This window comes from Tardiphaga sp. 768_D3_N2_1, from assembly GCF_052076105.1.
GTDB lineage: Bacteria > Pseudomonadota > Alphaproteobacteria > Rhizobiales > Xanthobacteraceae > Tardiphaga.
This window is the reverse complement of record NZ_CP197245.1, coordinates 2,621,991-2,637,891: the sequence shown is the minus strand read 5'-3', so window position 1 is coordinate 2,637,891 and position 15,901 is coordinate 2,621,991. Positions and strand designations below refer to the sequence as shown.

Sequence of the window (15,901 nt, the reverse complement as noted above, 5' to 3'; positions counted from 1 at the left end):
ATACGCCACGCCTGCTGTTTGCGCTAGGCAATTAGAACGCTACCTCGGACGATGCAGTCTACGCGCGATCCACCCGGATCACTCGGCCTTTTTCCATCGCCAATGCAAGGCGCCCATGCTTGAGCGCCAGGGCGGCCTCGCCGAACAACTCGCGCCGCCAGCCGTGCAGGGCACCGACGTCGGCATTGTCGTCGGTGGCGATCTGCTCGAGATCGTCGACGGTGGCGATGACCTTGCTGGCGACGGCGTGACGTTCCGACGTCATGCGTAGCAGCACTTTCAGCAGTTCGACGGTCGCGGCGCCGTTGGAATTGCCGCGCGGCTTCTCGATCTTCGGCAATGTGTTGGGATCGCGGGCGATGCCGCGCTGGACGGCGGCGACAATGTCGCTGCCCCACTTGGAGCGATCAAAGCCCTTCGGCAGCGAACGCAGATTGGCAAGCTTCTCGAGCGAGGTCGGCGCGTGGGTCGCGATATCGCCAACCGCGTCGTCCTTGAGCACGCGCGAACGCGGCACATCGCGACTCTGCGCTTCCTGCTCGCGCCAGGCAGCGACTTCCATCAGCACTGCGAGCTCTTTCGGCTTGCGGACGCGGGTCTTCAGCCGTTCCCAGGCGCGCTCGGGATGGAAATCATAGGTCTTTGGCGAGGTGAGAATGTCCATTTCCTCACTCACCCAGTCGCTGCGGCCGCGCTTCTTCAGATCGGCGTCGAGCTTGGCGAAGACGTCGCGCAGATGGGTGACGTCGGAGACGGCGTAGTGCAGCTGTTCTTCGCTCAGCGGGCGACGCGACCAATCGGTGAAACGATGGGTCTTGTCGGGACGGTGCCCCGTGACGCGTTCCACGAGCTGGTCATAGGCGATGCTGTCGCCGTAGCCGAGCACCATGGCTGCGACCTGAGTGTCGAAGATCGGATGCGGCACCACGCCGGCGCGGTGCACGATGATTTCAATGTCCTGCCGGGCCGCGTGGAAGACCTTCAGTACGGCCTCGTTGTTCATCAGCGCAAAGAACGGTGCGAGGTCGATGCCATCGGCCAGCGTGTCCACGACCACGGCATCCTCTGCGCTGGCCATCTGGACCACGCAGAGCAGCGGGTAATAGGTGGTCTCGCGGAGGAATTCCGTATCGACCGTAATGACGGGGTGCTTGGCAAGTCGCTCGCAGGCGGCAGTCAGCTGGGCAGTGGTCGTGATCAGTTCCATGGACGGTCCATAACGCTCTGGCCAAGGCGTTCGGCCGAAAAACCTATTGAGTCAAGGTGTTTCGGGCAGATTGGAGGTCTGCTCAGACAGAATGAGGGTGTTTAGGTGCCGCAGAAGGTCTTCAGCACACGCTGACCCGGCTCTGGCGGTTCGGCGAAATCCGCCATCTCCGGTTGATCTTCATAAGGTTTCGCCAACACGGTCAGCAGTTTCTCGAAGGGCGCGTAGTCGTCGGCCATGGCCGCCTGGATCACCGCTTCGACGCGATGATTGCGGGGGATGAATGCCGGATTGACCGTCCGCATCGCCTGATAGCGGGTATCGGCGTCCTGTGCCTCCTGGCCAAGTCGCTGCCGCCACTTCACCGCCCAGGTGTCGAACGCGGTCGGATCGATAAAGAGGCCGCGGACGGCTTCGTCATTGGACGCATCGCGTGCTGCATCGCCGAGGCGGCGGAAGGTCAGCGTGAAGTCGGCCTGATTGGCGGTCATGGCGACCAGGAGATCCTGTGCCAGCGCAGCATCGTCCGGCTGGCTGGTGAACAGGCCGAGCTTCCGGCGCAGGCCGGCCTGATAGGCAGTGTCGAAAATATCGGAGAATTCGCCAAGCGCGGCCTGTGCGATCTCGATGGCGGTCTTCTCGTCGCTGTCGATCAGCGGCAGCAGCGTCTCGGCGAAGCGCGTGAGATTCCACAGCGCGATGCGCGGCTGGTTCGCATAAGCGTAGCGCCCCATCTCGTCGATCGAGCTGTAGACGGTCGCGGGATCGTAGGCGTCCATGAAGGCGCAGGGGCCGTAATCGATGGTCTCACCGGATACCGAGCAGTTATCGGTGTTCATCACGCCGTGGATGAAGCCGACATGCAGCCAGCGTGCGACAAGTTCGGCCTGACGGCGGATCACCGCATCGAGCAAGGCGCGAATGGGATGTTCGGCTTTCGCCGCGTCGGGATAGTGCCGGACGATCACATGATCGGCGAGTTGCTTCACCCCGGCGATATCCTCGCGCGCAGCGAAAAACTGAAACGTGCCGACGCGGATATGGCTTGAAGCTATGCGCGTCAGCACGGCGCCCGGCAGCATCGTTTCACGCTGGACCCGTTCTCCCGTGAGGACGGCGGCGAGGGAGCGCGTTGTGGGAATGCCCAAGGCCGCCATGGCTTCGCTGACGATATATTCCCGGATCACTGGACCAAGCGCAGCACGGCCATCGCCGCGGCGCGAGAAAGGCGTCGGACCGGAGCCCTTGAGCTGGATGTCGCGACGCACGCCGTCGCGGTCAATGACCTCGCCGAGCAGGATCGCCCGACCGTCGCCGAGCTGCGCCACGAAATGTCCGAACTGATGTCCTGCATAGGCCATCGCCAAGGGATCGGCACCATCCGGCACACGCTTGCCGGCAAGGACTTCGACGCCCTCCGGACTGGCCAACCAGTCCGGGTCAATGCCGAGTTGTTCGGCGAGTGCGTGATTCAGCTTGATCAGCCGCGGCGCCGCCACTGGCGTCGGTGCGACGCGGGCGAAGAAATTCGAGGGCAGGGCGGCATAGCTGTTGTCGAACGGGAAGTGGACTGTCATGGCCCCAAGATGGGGGGCCATAACGTGTTAGGCAACCGCTGAATGCGGTCTCAGGCGGCGCGAACCGTGTCGAGGAACCGGTCGACTTCGCCCTTCAGGCGATTGCTTTCGAGCGACAGCGACTGCGCTGCAGCCAGCACCTGGGTCGATGCGGAGCCGGTCTCGCTGGCGCCGCGATTGACCTCGGTGACTTCGCTGGCGACCTGAGTCGAGAGCTGCGCCGACTGCTGGACGTTGCGCGCGATTTCCTGCGTTGCCGCCCCCTGTTCCTCAACCGCTGCCGCGATAGCCGAGGAGACTTCGGAGATCAGCGTGATGGTCGAGCCGATTTCCTTGATGGTCTCGACGGTCTCGGCACTGGCTGCCTGCATGCCAGCGATCTGCATGCTGATTTCGTCGGTCGCCTTGGCGGTCTGCGAGGCCAGCGCCTTCACTTCCGCGGCGACGACCGCGAAGCCGCGGCCGGCTTCACCGGCGCGCGCGGCCTCGATGGTGGCGTTAAGCGCGAGCAGGTTGGTCTGTTCGGCAACGGCGGTGATGAGCTTGACGACGTCGTCGATCCGCGCGGTGGCCTGCGAGAGCTTGGCGATGCTCTCGTTGGTCTTTTCGGCCTGCAGCACAGCGGTCGAGGCGATGCGATTGGATTCGTGAACCTGACGGCCGATCTCGTTGACCGACGAGGTGATTTCTTCGGTGGCGGCAGCAACCGACTGCACGTTGTTCGACACGACGTGCGATGCGGATGCGGCCGAGCCCGAGAGGCTCATGGTGATATCCGACGTGCGGGTCAAAGTGGTGGCGGAGGCTTCGAGTTCGGTCGAGGCGGATGACAGCGAACCAACCAGCTCACTGATCATCGACTCAAAGTTGCTGGTTGCCTTCGTGATGGTTTCCGCACGCGCAGCCTTGACGGCGGCTTCGGCGCCGGCCGCCTGATCCGCCGCACGCTTGGCGATGAGGGCGTCCTTGAAGATCTGCAACGCGCTGGCGATCCGTCCGATCTCGGTGCTCTCGCCCTGATGCGGGATAACGGCCTCCAGCTGGCCGTCGGTCAGTTGGCCCATTGGCTTCAGGATCGAAGCGATGCCGCCGGAGATGTCACGCACCAGATACATGGCAGCGCCGAGGCCGAGGACGACGGATGCGCCAAGGATCGCGATCATCATCCAGATGGCGCCAGAATAGGTGGCGTTGGCGTTGTGGCCGGCGGCTTCGGCGCCCTTGTCGTTCAGCTCGACGAGCTTGGCCAGCGTGCCATCCATCGCACGCCCCGTCGGGACGACCTTCTTGGCGTTGATCTCTTTGGCTGCCGCTACGTCGCCCTTGTTGGCGAGCGCCTGGACGTCGGTGCCAGCAGCGATGAAGGCCTTCCATTCCGCGTCGAGCTTGTCGGCCAGTTCGCGTTCGGCCGGCGACGATACCAGCGGAGCGTAGGCCTTCGCGGCCTTGTCGAAATCCGACTTGCGGGCCGCGAGGTTCTTGTCGACATCCGGGCGGTCGGCATCGGCCACGATCAGGTGGTCGCGCAGCACTGCGCGGTAACGCGCCGACTGAACGCGCATCTCACCGATCCAGCGGACGCTGGGGAGCCACTGCGCCTGGATATCCTGGGTTGCTGCGTTGATGGCTCGCATCTGCATGAATGCGAGGGTGCCGATGCCTGCGATCACCACGAAGAGGAAGGCAACAATGACAAAGAGCTTTGTACCAATTGAATATCTGGCGAGCACGAACGTGTTCCTCGGCGGTTCTAAGGTCGCAACACCGGTCGGCCGAAATAGCGCTGACCTGGGTTGCGGCAGGGCGACAGGCAGCAAGTTCCAGTTGAAATTCCTGCCTTCAAAACGGGCAGGGTTCACGACAAGACAGTGAATGGTGGTCGTCAACGTTCAGTAAACTTTGACACAAATACCGCTTTAAGTGATTGAATCTGGTGTTGAAATACCGATACCCCGCACCCGGGCACCGATGTTGCGCGATCTACGGTAACGTATTATTGCGTGTGCAATCATGTGGTTCCCGCGTTGCGGGAGGTTTTCCGATCGCTCGATTGCGTTTCGAAATGGTCGTCCGAAATTCATCGGGCGGGGCGCCTTCCGGGATGCAGTCGCGGCCCGCAAATTCGTGGGATCTGATCGCCGCGCTTTGGTTGCCGCGTCGGGTGCGGTCGGGTAAACCCTGCGCTTCGCGCTTGATCGCGAACCCGATTCCGCCCTCTGACGTATTTCCAGGATATCCATGCATCGCTACCGGTCTCACACCTGCGGCGCGCTCCGCGACAGCCATATCGACCAGACCGTTCGCCTGTCGGGGTGGTGCCATCGTATCCGCGACCATGGCGGCGTGCTCTTCATCGATCTGCGCGACCATTACGGCCTGACGCAATGCGTCGCCGATCCGGACTCGCCAGCGTTCAAGGTTGCCGAAACGCTGCGTTCGGAATGGGTTGTGAAGATCGACGGCAAGGTGCGTCGTCGCCCGGAAGGCACTGATAACTCCGAACTGCCGACCGGTGCCGTCGAAATCTATATCGACTCCATCGAGGTGCTGGCCGCGGCAGCCGAGCTGCCACTGCCGGTGTTCGGCGATCAGGACTATCCGGAAGATATCCGGCTGAAGTATCGCTTCCTCGATCTGCGTCGCGAGAAGCTGCACCAGAACATCATGACCCGTGGCGCGATCATCGACAGCATGCGCCGCCGCATGAAGGAAGGCGGCTTCTTCGAATTCCAGACGCCGATCCTCACCGCGTCGTCGCCGGAAGGCGCGCGCGACTTCCTGGTGCCGTCGCGCATCCATCCCGGCAAGTTCTACGCGCTGCCGCAGGCGCCGCAGCAGTACAAGCAGCTGCTGATGATGTCGGGCTTTGACCGCTACTTCCAGATCGCGCCATGTTTCCGCGACGAAGACCCGCGCGCCGATCGTCTGCCGGGCGAATTCTACCAGCTCGACCTCGAAATGAGCTTCGTCGAGCAGGAAGATGTGTTCGCGGCCGTGCAGCCGGTCATTACCGGCGTGTTCGAGGAATTCGCGAAGGGCAAGCCGGTCAACAAGGACTGGCCGAAGATCCCTTACGCTGAGAGCCTTCGCAAGTACGGCACCGACAAGCCGGATCTGCGCAACCCGCTTGAGATGCAGAACGTGGCCGAGCACTTCAAGGACTCCGGCTTCAAGGTGTTCGCGCGTATGCTCGAAGACGACAAGAACCAGGTCTGGGCGATCCCCGGTCCTGGCGGCGGCAGCCGTGCATTCTGCGACCGCATGAATTCGTGGGCGCAGGGCGAGGGCCAGCCCGGCCTCGGCTACATCATGTGGCGTGAGAACAACGAGGGCGCAGGCCCGCTCGCCAACAACATCGGACCGGAGCGTACCGAAGCGATCCGTCAGCAGCTCGGCCTGAAGGCCGGCGACGCTGCCTTCTTCGTCGCGGGCGATCCCGAGAAATTCTATAAGTTCGCGGGTCTCGCACGCACCAAGGTCGGCGAAGAGCTGAACCTGATCGACAAGGAGCGCTTTGCGCTGGCCTGGATCGTCGATTTCCCGATGTACGAATACAACGAGGACGACAAGAAGGTCGACTTCTCGCACAACCCGTTCTCGATGCCGCAGGGTGGCATGGATGCGCTGGTCGGGCAGGATCCGCTGACCATCAAGGCGTTCCAGTATGACATCACCTGTAACGGCTATGAGATTGCGTCGGGCGGCATCCGTAATCACAAGCCAGAAGCCATGGTGAAGGCATTCGAGATCGCCGGTTATGGCGAAGAGACGGTGGTCGAGCGCTTTGGCGGCATGTATCGCGCCTTCCAGTACGGCGCACCGCCCCATGGCGGTATGGCGGCAGGCGTCGATCGTATCGTGATGCTGCTCTGCGGTACGAACAACCTGCGCGAGATCTCGCTCTTCCCGATGAATCAGCGTGCTGAAGATTTGTTGATGGGCGCACCGTCAGAGGCTTCGCCGAAGCAGTTGCGTGAAGCGCATATCCGTCTCAATCTGCAGGACAAGTAGTCCGGCAAACCAACAAGAAGAAACGCCCTTCTACCTAACTTTTGTTTTATGACGCGCGGGAGCACGCATGTCTTCTTCATCTTCTGACGATCTCTCTCGCGCGGCGCTTGCCTATCATCGCCTTCCCAGGCCGGGTAAGCTGGAAATCCAGGCCACCAAGCCGCTTGCCAACCAGCGCGATCTGGCGCTGGCCTATTCGCCGGGCGTGGCGGCTCCCTGTCTCGCCATTGCCGCCGATCCCAACGAAGCCGCGGCGCTGACCTCCCGCGCCAATCTCGTGGCCGTCGTCTCCAACGGCACAGCCGTCCTCGGTCTCGGCAATATCGGCCCGCTGGCGTCGAAGCCGGTGATGGAAGGCAAGGCCGTTCTGTTCAAGAAATTCGCCGGCATCGATGTCTTCGACATCGAGATCGCCGCCGACACCATCGAGCGCGTGGTGGAGACCGTCTCCGCGCTGGAGCCGACTTTCGGCGGCATCAACCTGGAAGACATCAAGGGACCGGAGTGTTTCGAGATCGAGGCGCAGCTCAAGGAGCGCATGAAGATCCCGGTGTTCCACGACGACCAGCATGGCACGGCCATCATCGTTGGCGCTGCGATCAAGAATGCGCTGCTGCTCAACGGCAAGAACATCAAGGACGTCAAGATCGTCTGCTCCGGCGCAGGCGCGGCGGCGATCGCCTGTCTCAATCTTCTGGTGTCGCTCGGCGCGCAGAAGAAAAACATCTGGGTCTGCGATATCGACGGCGTGGTGCATGAGGGCCGCAACACGCTGATGGACCGCTGGAAGGCGGTCTATGCGCAGAAGACCGACGCGCGCGTGCTCGGCGATGTGATCGGCGGCGCCGATATTTTCCTGGGCGTCTCCGCACCGGGAGTGCTGAAGCCCGAGATGGTCAAGGCGATGGCTGACAAGCCGCTGGTGATGGCGCTGGCCAATCCGACGCCGGAGATCATGCCGGACGAAGCGCGCAAGGCGCGCCCGGATGCCATGATCTGCACCGGCCGGTCGGATTTCCCGAACCAGGTCAACAATGTTCTCTGCTTCCCCTTCATCTTCCGCGGCGCGCTGGATTGCGGCGCCACCGCGATCAATGAGGCGATGAAGATCGCTGCTGTTGATGCCATCGCGCAGCTTGCGCAGGATCCTCCGTCCGATGCGGTGACTGCCGGCTTCGAGACCGAAACCCAGGGTTTTGGCCCGGGCTCGCTGATCCCGTCGCCGTTCGATCCGCGCCTTATCCTGCGCATCGCGCCGGCCGTGGCCAAGGCGGCGGTGGAATCCGGCGTGGCGTCACGTCCGATCGCCAATTTCGAGGAGTACACTGCAGGTCTCGAGCGTTTCGCATTCCGCTCCGGTCTCGTGATGAAGCCGGTCTTCGCGAAGGCAAAGACCCAGCCGGTGCGCGTGATCTATGCCGAAGGTGAAGACGAACGCGTGCTGCGCGCCGTGCAGGTGGTGCTGGAAGAGAAGCTGGCGCGCGCGATCCTCGTCGGTCGCCCGTCGGTCGTGGAAGCGCGCATCAAGCGCTTTGGCCTGTCGATCAAGCCGGGGCAGGATTTCGACCTCATCAATCCCGAGGACGATCCGCGCTATCGTTCCTACGTGCAGTCCTATATCGATGTCGCCGGCCGTCGCGGTGTGACGCCGGATGCGGCGCGGACGGTCGTCCGCACCAATGCGACGGTGATCGCCGCGCTCGCCGTGATCCGCGGCGAGGCGGATGCAATGATCTGCGGCGTCGAAGGCCGCTACATGAGTCATCTGCGCCATGTGCGCGAGATCGTCGGCTTCCTGCCGGGCGTCAGCGATTTTGCAGCGCTGTCGCTGATGATCACCAGCAAGGGTGCGCATTTCATTGCCGATACGCAGGTGCGTCCGAATCCAAGCGCGGAAGAACTTGCGGAAATCGCGGCGCTCGCTGCGAACCACGTGCAGCGCTTCGCCATGAAGCCCAAGATCGCTTTCGTGTCGCATTCTGACTTCGGCAGCTACGACACGGACTCTTCGCGCAAGATGCGCCGCGCCGCAGCATTGCTGCGTGAGAAGCATCCGGAAATCGAGTCCGATGGTGAAATGCAGGGCGACACCGCGCTGTCGGAAGCGGCCCGCAAGATCGTGCTCCCGCATTCGAAGCTCGAAGGCTCGGCGAATGTCCTGATCATGCCGACGCTCGATGCTGCCAATGTCGCCTATCAGATGATCAAGACGCTGGCCGATGCGCTCCCGGTCGGCCCGATCCTGATCGGCCCGGCACGTCCGGCTCATATCCTGACGCCGGGGGTGACAGCGCGTGGCATCCTCAACATGACGGCGGTGGCTGCCGTTGAAGCGCAGGAGCGGGCAGGGCGTCCGCAGGCGAGCCTGTTCGGCTAGCGTGTCCAATCCTCGCGCTGGCTGGACGCTTTCCGGCCATTGCGCTTTTGGATAGTTCGCCGATCTGAACGGCATCGCGACAAGTGGATGACTCCAGTGACGTCATCCATTTGTTCGTTTGAAAAATGTGATGGAATGATCATACTTGTCACGTATTTCGACAAGTATTCATTGCAGTCCAGCGAGGCCGACCAATGCCAGCGTTTATTACTTTCGGGCGCATTCTCTTTGCCGTGATTTTCATTGCGTCTGGCGCATCCAAGTTTCTCGACCTCAGCGGAATAGCAGATGCGATCGCGAACAAGGTTATCCCGACGATCCCCGCAGTCGTGACGCCCTATGCGACGCAGCTCGAAGGGCTGGCTGGCATGGAACTGAAGCAGATTCTCGCAATCGCCGTCGCAACACTGGAACTGGTCGGCGGTATCTTTGTCGCGCTGAATCTGGGCGCGCGCTTCTTCGCCCTGGTGCTGGTGGTGTTCGTGATGGCCGCAACCTTCTACTTCCACGACTTCTGGAACCTGACCGGTCCTGAAGCCAAGAACCAGATGATTCACGCGCTGAAGAACCTGTCGCTGATCGGCGGCCTCTTCATGATCGCCGGTATCGGCCGCAGCGCGCGGCTACCGGGCGGCTACAACGAAGTGTAGTCCTCGTTCAGGATGCCCGCCGCCAGGCTGTCACCGTGACTTCATGTGCGGCGTCGAGGATCTGAACCTCGCTCGCCTGCAAGTCGTGACTGGAGAGAATGTCCTGCGGCGATCGTTCGGGGACGCCGGGGAAACATCCTTCGCCGCCGGGCAGGTGGACATGCGGCGCCTGCGACAGCCAGAATACGTCCATGCGGTCAAAGAACATCTCGAAGACGCCGGGCCCGCCGATGATGGCGACGGTGCCGGCATGAACGCCCGCATGCGTGCAAGCGTCTTCGAAAGATGCTCCGGCCGGATTCCACAGCGTGGCTTTGTTGTTGTCCGGATCGGCGCCTATGGCAGCGATGCTGCGGCTGACGACGATGCGCTTGCGTTTCGGTGAGTTCGGCTGATCCTCGAACGAATGCCTGCCGTGAACGATCAGATCGGCGCGGTCGAGGCCGGCGGTGAAAAAAGCGAGGTCGCCGGGAAATTTGAGCGTATCGGGCATCACGCCACGGGCGTCGGCGAGCATGCCGTCCGCCGAGACGATGACGTAGCCGTTGAAACGAAATGCGGGCATCAGGAGCGTCGACGAGTCCTCTTTATTCCGAGATCGTCTGGACGACGCTGTTCACAGGACGGCTACTGACCGTCGGCAGCTTGGCGTCCTTCACAATGGCCTCATCGTAGGAGGCGATGGTCTGCACCGGCGCCTTGGCGCGCATATGCACGACCTTGTAGCCACCAGCCTTGAGCTTGCGCAGCAGGGTCGGCAGCGCTTCGGCGGTGTGCTTCTGGAAATCGTGCATCAGGATGATGCCCTTGCCGAGCTTGTCGAGTTTGGTCATCACATTGGTGATGACCTGTTCGGACTTGCGCGTCTTGAAGTCGAATGAGTCGATGTCGCAGGAGAAGATCGCCATGTTGCGCGTACCGAGATAGGTGACGATTTCCGGCGGGTGCTGCAGCGCCGGAGCACGGAAGAACGGAGCGGGGGCTGAGCCGAGCGCCCACTTCACAGCGCTGAAGCCTTTCTCGATTTCATCGATACGCTGCTGCTGGGTCAGCTTCTTGTTGGTCAGCGCGATATGAGCCCAGGTGTGTCCGCCGATAGTATGGCCGGCCGCTGCGACCTGCTTGAGCACTTCCGGATAATAGGTAGCGTGCTTGCCGATCGGAAAGAACACTGCCTTGACGCATTCGTCGGCCAGCGTCTTCAACACGGTCGGCGTTGTGGTCTGCCACGGGCCGTCGTCGAAGGTGAGCACCACTTCCTTGTCGCGCAGGAAGTCGAGCTGCTTGAAATGTTCGAAGCCGAAGCCCGGACCGCCCGTCGTGTCGATCTCGACCACACGGCTGACGCCGAGCGCATCGGGATTGGCGCAGGTCGATTTGGCCGGGGCAGGTGCAGCCGCGGGGGCCGGTGGCGGTGCGGGCGTTGCCGCGGGGGCGGGCGCCGGGGCACCGGCTTTGGGCGCCTGCGCCTGTGCGCCGGCTGCCCACAATGAAACAGCGCTCGCCAAGATCAAACCTGCCGCACTGCGCATGGTGTCCTCCCGAAACGCAGGTCAGCCGCAATGCCGGCCGACCGAATATGAAATCGAGCGGAAGTTTAGCCCGATTTCAGGCTGTTCCACCATGGGTCTGGACCTTATCCCCAGTGGCACGCTGACGGCCGAACCCGGCACCGGTTGGGCGCGGCCAGACAAGGGGATGGCCGGTTTGCGGGTGTCTTGCGGATTGAACTGTCAAACAGCCACTGTTCTTCAGACATGCGTCATCACCCCTGTTGTTAGCGGCGCGGGGGCGCCGTCGTGTTTCGCATTCCCGCCCCCTGTGAGAGGGCGTGCGGAACGCCGGGTGCCCGTTGCACCCTTGGGCCTGATGCGAATGCGGTCTTCCGCAAGTGTGAGTGCATCAGGACTTTCGGAAAGCACGAGCAATTGCCCAGCGTTCCGCCTGCGGTGTTTTTTCGGTTGCTTGCGCGTTGCCATGGCGAACGATCCGATCACCAAAATTACAGTCCCAAGGCGAGTGGGACAGGGTGCCTCAAGCGAGTAGGCCGAACGCGTTTCGATTTGGTCGTCCGTCACACTGTCCAGAGGGTCTTTCCATCTCAAGGCCAGCCGTCTCCTTGCCAGTGGCAGTGCTGGCGCAGATCCGTCCTGCCCGAAGACAGACGTCACCCCCAAACCGCGTAACGCCGCATCTCCGGCGTCCACCGCATCCCACCCCGCGAACGTGACGATCGCGATCGCCCCTCTCGGTAGGGCAGGACGGAGGGGAATATAATCAGGATAGGGATGATGTCAACGGGAGATAGGAAAAAATGTTTAAGCCAAATCTCTCCGCTGTCGTCCCCGCGCAGGCGGGGACCCATAGCCACGGTCGGCGTGATAGAAGCGGCAGAGTTACAACTGACGGCGCTCTCGCCAGTTCTCCAACGTGTATGGGTCCCCGCCTGCGCGGGGACGACGCGGAGAGGTCAGAGCGGCCCCACTCGTCATTCCGGGGGCGCACTTCGCGGATTCGCCGCTTTCGTGCGCCCCGGAATGACAGCGACAAGCAAAACACATCGTGATCGCGGGCCCATGCCAGCCGCGATGCGGCTGTCCTGCTCCGGAGCGACACTGCAGACGTCGCTATGTGGCCGTGCTCAACGCCCGTCCGACGGCGGTCTTGATGCGCGTGTCGGTCGGCTCGAATTCGGAGGCAAAGGCGTCGGTGAGGTAGCCATCGCGTCCGACCAGATATTTGTGAAAATTCCAGCGCGGCAGGTCGCGCGGCCGAGCCTCTGCCGCCCATTTGTAGAACGGGTGCGCGTTCGGTCCCTTTACGACGGTCTTGGCGGCCATCGGGAAGCCGATGCCGAAATGTCCCTCGGCAATGTCGGCGATCTCCTTGGTCCCGCCTGGCTCCTGTCCGCCGAAATCGTTGGATGGCACGCCGATGATCATCAGGCCGCGCTCACGGAACTCGGTCCACAGTGTCTGAAGCCCCGCATATTGCGGGGTGAAGCCGCATTGCGAGGCGGTGTTGACCACCATGATCGGACGGCCGGCGTAATCCGCCAGCTTGATGTCGCCACCCTTGAGACCGGGAAATGAGAAGCCATAGGCGGTCATGCGGCTCACGGCGCCTTGTGCCAAGGCGTGACGCGCGAGCGCCGCAACACTTGCCGCGCCCAATGCCGTTGTCAGTATTTGCCTGCGATTGATCAGCGCCATTCGTCGTAGCCCAGCATGTTTCGCGCGCAGAGTAGCGTCATCTCGGGGATGACGCACTCAACAAGCTGTTACAGGGCAGGAGCTGCGAGGCTAGCGCAGCGGCACCACGAACTCGGTGCCCTGGCCGGTTTCGCCGCCGGCTGCGATGCCCTGATCGGACACCACGATGGAGCCGCCGCTCGCGAGCGCGTCGGTGATCTGGGCCAAGGCATCCGCCGGGATCGTCAGGCGGTCTAGCGCTTCGGCCGCGCTGTTCGGCAGCGGCCGGGTTTTCACTTCAACCGCGCCGGTGGACTTGCGGCGACGCGAGACATTGTCGTCCTCATCGGCGCGACGCGGGACGGCGGGCAGCGACACCGCGGTCCAGCGAAACGCCTTGGCGTCGTCCTTGTCGGTGCGGGCGGTGAACACGTGGGTGCCGAGCGGACGGTCGCTGGGTTTGATCGCGATCGGCGTCTCGAACAGCGGCGCGAAATTCTGCCGCACATAGAGCTTGCCGTCCTTGCCGCTGACCAGCACGGCAATCTGGCCGGAGCGCTTCGGCGTCGCATCGGCAGCGGGCGCCGCAGGCATCTCGGGCTTGGCTGAATCGGCGGGGCGCGTTTCGTCCTTTTTGGGGTCGAGCGCAGGGGCGGTGACCGGCGCCGCGTCAGCCTTTGCAACTTCAGCCTTCGGAGCTCCCGCCTTGGCAGGCTGTAGCTTGGCTGGCGCTTCCGCGATGGTCTCAGCCGATTTGACTTCGGGTGTCGGCAGTTCGACGACTTTGGCAATAGCGGCGTCGAGATCGCGGCGCGTCATGATTTCGGGTTCGGCGGCTTTGACGGTGCCTTCGACCTTCGCGGGTGCGGCGTCCGACATCACAGTCGCAGGCGCCGGTTTTGCCATCGCATTGCTGGCGTCGGCGGTCTGGGTCTTGTCCTGAGTCTTGGTGCGGTCGGCGGATGGCCTCAGACCGAGGTCTTCGGGCTTCGCATCTGCCGATGCCCTGTCAGCCTTTGGCGACGGCTGGACATCTTGAGGCACCGCTGTGGCGACCGGACCCGGAGCGGCTTTCTGGGCGGCGAGCAGGGGATGCGAAATGTCCGCAGGGGAGAGTTCGCCGGGCGCGATGATCACGCGGGCGCCCATGCGGGTCCAGCCCCAGATCTTGGTTGCAAAGGCCATCGGCATGCGGATGCAGCCGTGGGACGCCGGATAGCCTGGCAGCGCACCGGCATGCAAAGCAATGCCCGACCAGGTGATACGCTGCATATAGGGCATCGGCGCGCCGCTATAGATGTTGGAGCGGTGCCATTTGTTCTTCTGGATGATGCTGAACACGCCCATGGGCGTCGAATGGCCGCGCATGCCGGTGGAGACCGGCGTTTCCGCGAACAGGCCGTTGGCGTCGAATACGCGCAGTGATTGTCGCTCGATCGAGATGGCGATCACCAGCGGACCGACCGGCTTGGCGTGTTCCTTGACCTGCTTTTCGAGTTGGGCGCCGAGGTGCTTCAGCTTCCTCTGGCGCTGCTGCGGTTGCGGCGGCAGCGGTTCGATCTCCCGCATGATCATCGGGTTTTCGTCGGTCCAGAACACCGCCGCATCGGCAGGCGCCGCCACGGTCATGCCGGCCATGGCGACCAGCGCGATCCGCAGGAGGCTGCCGGAAAACATCGTGCTGCTCAGAAAACGGCTTTTGTCCCCTGGTTCACGCGACAATTGAAATGCACCCACGTCCAATATCCTCGAATCCATCTGAAAACATTAGTCTCGCAGGTGCGAGATGGGTTCACCAGCATGAGTGATCTGGCTACCACTGAGTCGGGATCAGCCTAGCAAAAAAGCCTCACATTGAATTAACAGCGGCCCATCGCGGCTTCCGAATCCCGTTGGAATGCCTACATGTTTCGGATCGCTCACGGAGAGTTGCATGACTTTTGATGGATCTGGCGCACTGGCCAAGGCGCTGCGCCGCGGTGTCCTGGCGCTTTCGGCATTCGCGGTATTCGCGTCCATCCCGGCGCAGGCTGCGGATGAGCCGGATCTGATCTTCCGGCGCTCGACCGTGTTCAAATGGCTCAGCCCGAATGACAAGCTGGCGACCTATGGCGTCGATGATCCCGAGGTCGAGGGCGTGGCCTGTCACTTCACGGTGCCTGAAAAGGGCGGCTTCAAGGGCTGGCTGGGCTTGGCCGAGGAAGTCTCGGACATCTCGCTGGCGTGCCGGCAGATCGGCCCCATCACGTTCAAGAACAAGAGCGATCAGGGCGAGGACATGTTCCGTCAGCGCCGGAGCCTTTTCTTCAAGAAAATGCAGATCGTCCGCGGCTGCGACGCCAAGCGAAACGTGCTGGTTTACATGGTCTATTCGGACCGGATCATCGAGGGCTCGCCGAAGAACTCGACGTCATCAGTTCCGATCATGCCCTGGGGGCAAACAGACGCTGCCGTGCAGAAATGCGGCGATTTCATCAAATAGGCGATGATCGATCAGAACGACCGGCCGGCCTCTATTCGGCCGGGTGTGTGATCGTGCGCTTCGTGCGCAGGCGGTCCCAGGACTCCTGCGACTGCGGGCCACGATAGCCCACGAGCTGTACCAGCTTCTGCGGATAGCACTCGTGGCCGTGCGAGCCATAACCTTGCTGCGACATCGCACCCTGGCATTCGGTGCGCGGGCGTGCCGTTGAGATCAGTGGCCGTCCGGGTGCGCCGATCGGGGTATCCTTGCCAACATCGTTGTTGCCGGTTCCCACGACTGCATTCCTTCTCTTCGAGGTGAACAGAAACGCGCAGTCGCCTGAAAAGGTTGCATACGCTCTCCTGCAGTCGCTCTAGCCGCCTTTCGGTTCAGTTTTGTTAAAACCGTGCGACAGCCAGACGAA

The 15,901-nt window shown here is 62.5% G+C and carries 12 protein-coding genes; 4 read left to right on the top strand and 8 right to left on the bottom strand.

Translation table 11 applies throughout. From position 1 onward, the window contains the following. Positions 1-58: 58 nt before the first annotated feature. From rnd to AB8A27_RS12205, 3 genes are all read right to left on the bottom strand, one after another. Positions 59-1,207 carry a ribonuclease D gene (gene rnd / locus AB8A27_RS12215; protein WP_441242134.1) on the bottom strand — a complete coding sequence of 383 codons (1,149 nt, stop codon included), beginning with the start codon at positions 1,205-1,207 and terminating at the stop codon, positions 59-61. Between the two features lie 101 nt (positions 1,208-1,308). Then, positions 1,309-2,784, bottom strand: coding sequence for a protein adenylyltransferase SelO (locus AB8A27_RS12210; protein WP_441242133.1), 1,476 nt, complete (start codon positions 2,782-2,784; stop codon positions 1,309-1,311). A 50-nt stretch (positions 2,785-2,834) separates the two neighbouring features. Continuing rightward, entirely contained in the window at positions 2,835-4,514 is a 1,680-nt protein-coding gene (locus tag AB8A27_RS12205) for a methyl-accepting chemotaxis protein (RefSeq protein ID WP_441242132.1), read from the bottom strand. A gap of 508 nt (positions 4,515-5,022) precedes the next feature. Here AB8A27_RS12205 and aspS point away from each other — a divergent pair. The 3 genes from aspS to AB8A27_RS12190 all read left to right on the top strand — a co-directional run bounded on the left by aspS (position 5,023) and on the right by AB8A27_RS12190 (position 9,822). Next, a complete protein-coding gene (aspS, locus tag AB8A27_RS12200; protein ID WP_441242131.1) occupies positions 5,023-6,795 on the top strand; it encodes an aspartate--tRNA ligase in 1,773 nt (590 codons plus the stop codon). Positions 6,796-6,862: 67 nt separating this feature from the next. Continuing rightward, positions 6,863-9,172, top strand: a complete 2,310-nt coding sequence (locus AB8A27_RS12195) for an NADP-dependent malic enzyme (RefSeq protein WP_441242130.1) — start codon at positions 6,863-6,865, stop codon at positions 9,170-9,172. A gap of 194 nt (positions 9,173-9,366) precedes the next feature. Further along, the gene (locus AB8A27_RS12190; RefSeq protein WP_441242129.1) at positions 9,367-9,822 is read left to right on the top strand and encodes a DoxX family protein; all 456 of its coding nucleotides are present in this window, start codon (positions 9,367-9,369) and stop codon (positions 9,820-9,822) included. 7 nt (positions 9,823-9,829) lie between these two features. Here the strand turns inward: AB8A27_RS12190 and AB8A27_RS12185 are convergent, their stop codons facing one another. The 4 genes from AB8A27_RS12185 to AB8A27_RS12170 all read right to left on the bottom strand — a co-directional run bounded on the left by AB8A27_RS12185 (position 9,830) and on the right by AB8A27_RS12170 (position 14,690). Next, on the bottom strand, positions 9,830-10,387 hold the full coding sequence (locus AB8A27_RS12185) for a dihydrofolate reductase family protein (RefSeq protein ID WP_441242128.1): 558 nt from the start codon (positions 10,385-10,387) through the stop codon (positions 9,830-9,832). Between the two features lie 22 nt (positions 10,388-10,409). Continuing rightward, a complete protein-coding gene (locus tag AB8A27_RS12180) occupies positions 10,410-11,354 on the bottom strand; it encodes a polysaccharide deacetylase family protein (protein WP_441242127.1) in 945 nt (314 codons plus the stop codon). A 1,095-nt stretch (positions 11,355-12,449) separates the two neighbouring features. Continuing rightward, a complete protein-coding gene (locus AB8A27_RS12175) occupies positions 12,450-13,028 on the bottom strand; it encodes a glutathione peroxidase (protein WP_441244894.1) in 579 nt (192 codons plus the stop codon). 96 nt (positions 13,029-13,124) lie between these two features. After that, complete coding sequence (locus AB8A27_RS12170; RefSeq protein WP_441242126.1) at positions 13,125-14,690, bottom strand: L,D-transpeptidase family protein; 1,566 nt, start codon at positions 14,688-14,690, stop codon at positions 13,125-13,127. 256 nt (positions 14,691-14,946) lie between these two features. Here AB8A27_RS12170 and AB8A27_RS12165 point away from each other — a divergent pair, with 256 nt between their 5' ends. Next, positions 14,947-15,495, top strand: coding sequence for a CreA family protein (locus AB8A27_RS12165; RefSeq protein WP_441242125.1), 549 nt, complete (start codon positions 14,947-14,949; stop codon positions 15,493-15,495). Positions 15,496-15,526: 31 nt separating this feature from the next. Here AB8A27_RS12165 and AB8A27_RS12160 read toward each other — a convergent pair whose 3' ends face one another. Then, positions 15,527-15,772 (bottom strand): hypothetical protein, encoded by a 246-nt coding sequence (locus AB8A27_RS12160; RefSeq protein WP_441242124.1) that lies wholly within the window; start codon positions 15,770-15,772, stop codon positions 15,527-15,529. Positions 15,773-15,901: the final 129 nt, after the last annotated feature.

Bases quoted from the DNA above. Each gene is read 5' to 3' on its own strand.
- rnd (WP_441242134.1), bottom strand. From the start codon at position 1,207: ATGGAACTGATCACGACCACTGCCCAGCTGACTGCCGCCTGCGAGCGA.
- AB8A27_RS12210 (WP_441242133.1), bottom strand. From the start codon at position 2,784: ATGACAGTCCACTTCCCGTTCGACAACAGCTATGCCGCCCTGCCCTCG.
- aspS (WP_441242131.1), top strand. From the start codon at position 5,023: ATGCATCGCTACCGGTCTCACACCTGCGGCGCGCTCCGCGACAGCCAT.
- AB8A27_RS12195 (WP_441242130.1), top strand. From the start codon at position 6,863: ATGTCTTCTTCATCTTCTGACGATCTCTCTCGCGCGGCGCTTGCCTAT.
- AB8A27_RS12190 (WP_441242129.1), top strand. From the start codon at position 9,367: ATGCCAGCGTTTATTACTTTCGGGCGCATTCTCTTTGCCGTGATTTTC.
- AB8A27_RS12185 (WP_441242128.1), bottom strand. From the start codon at position 10,387: ATGCCCGCATTTCGTTTCAACGGCTACGTCATCGTCTCGGCGGACGGC.
- AB8A27_RS12180 (WP_441242127.1), bottom strand. From the start codon at position 11,354: ATGCGCAGTGCGGCAGGTTTGATCTTGGCGAGCGCTGTTTCATTGTGG.
- AB8A27_RS12170 (WP_441242126.1), bottom strand. From the start codon at position 14,690: ATGTTTTCCGGCAGCCTCCTGCGGATCGCGCTGGTCGCCATGGCCGGC.
- AB8A27_RS12165 (WP_441242125.1), top strand. From the start codon at position 14,947: ATGACTTTTGATGGATCTGGCGCACTGGCCAAGGCGCTGCGCCGCGGT.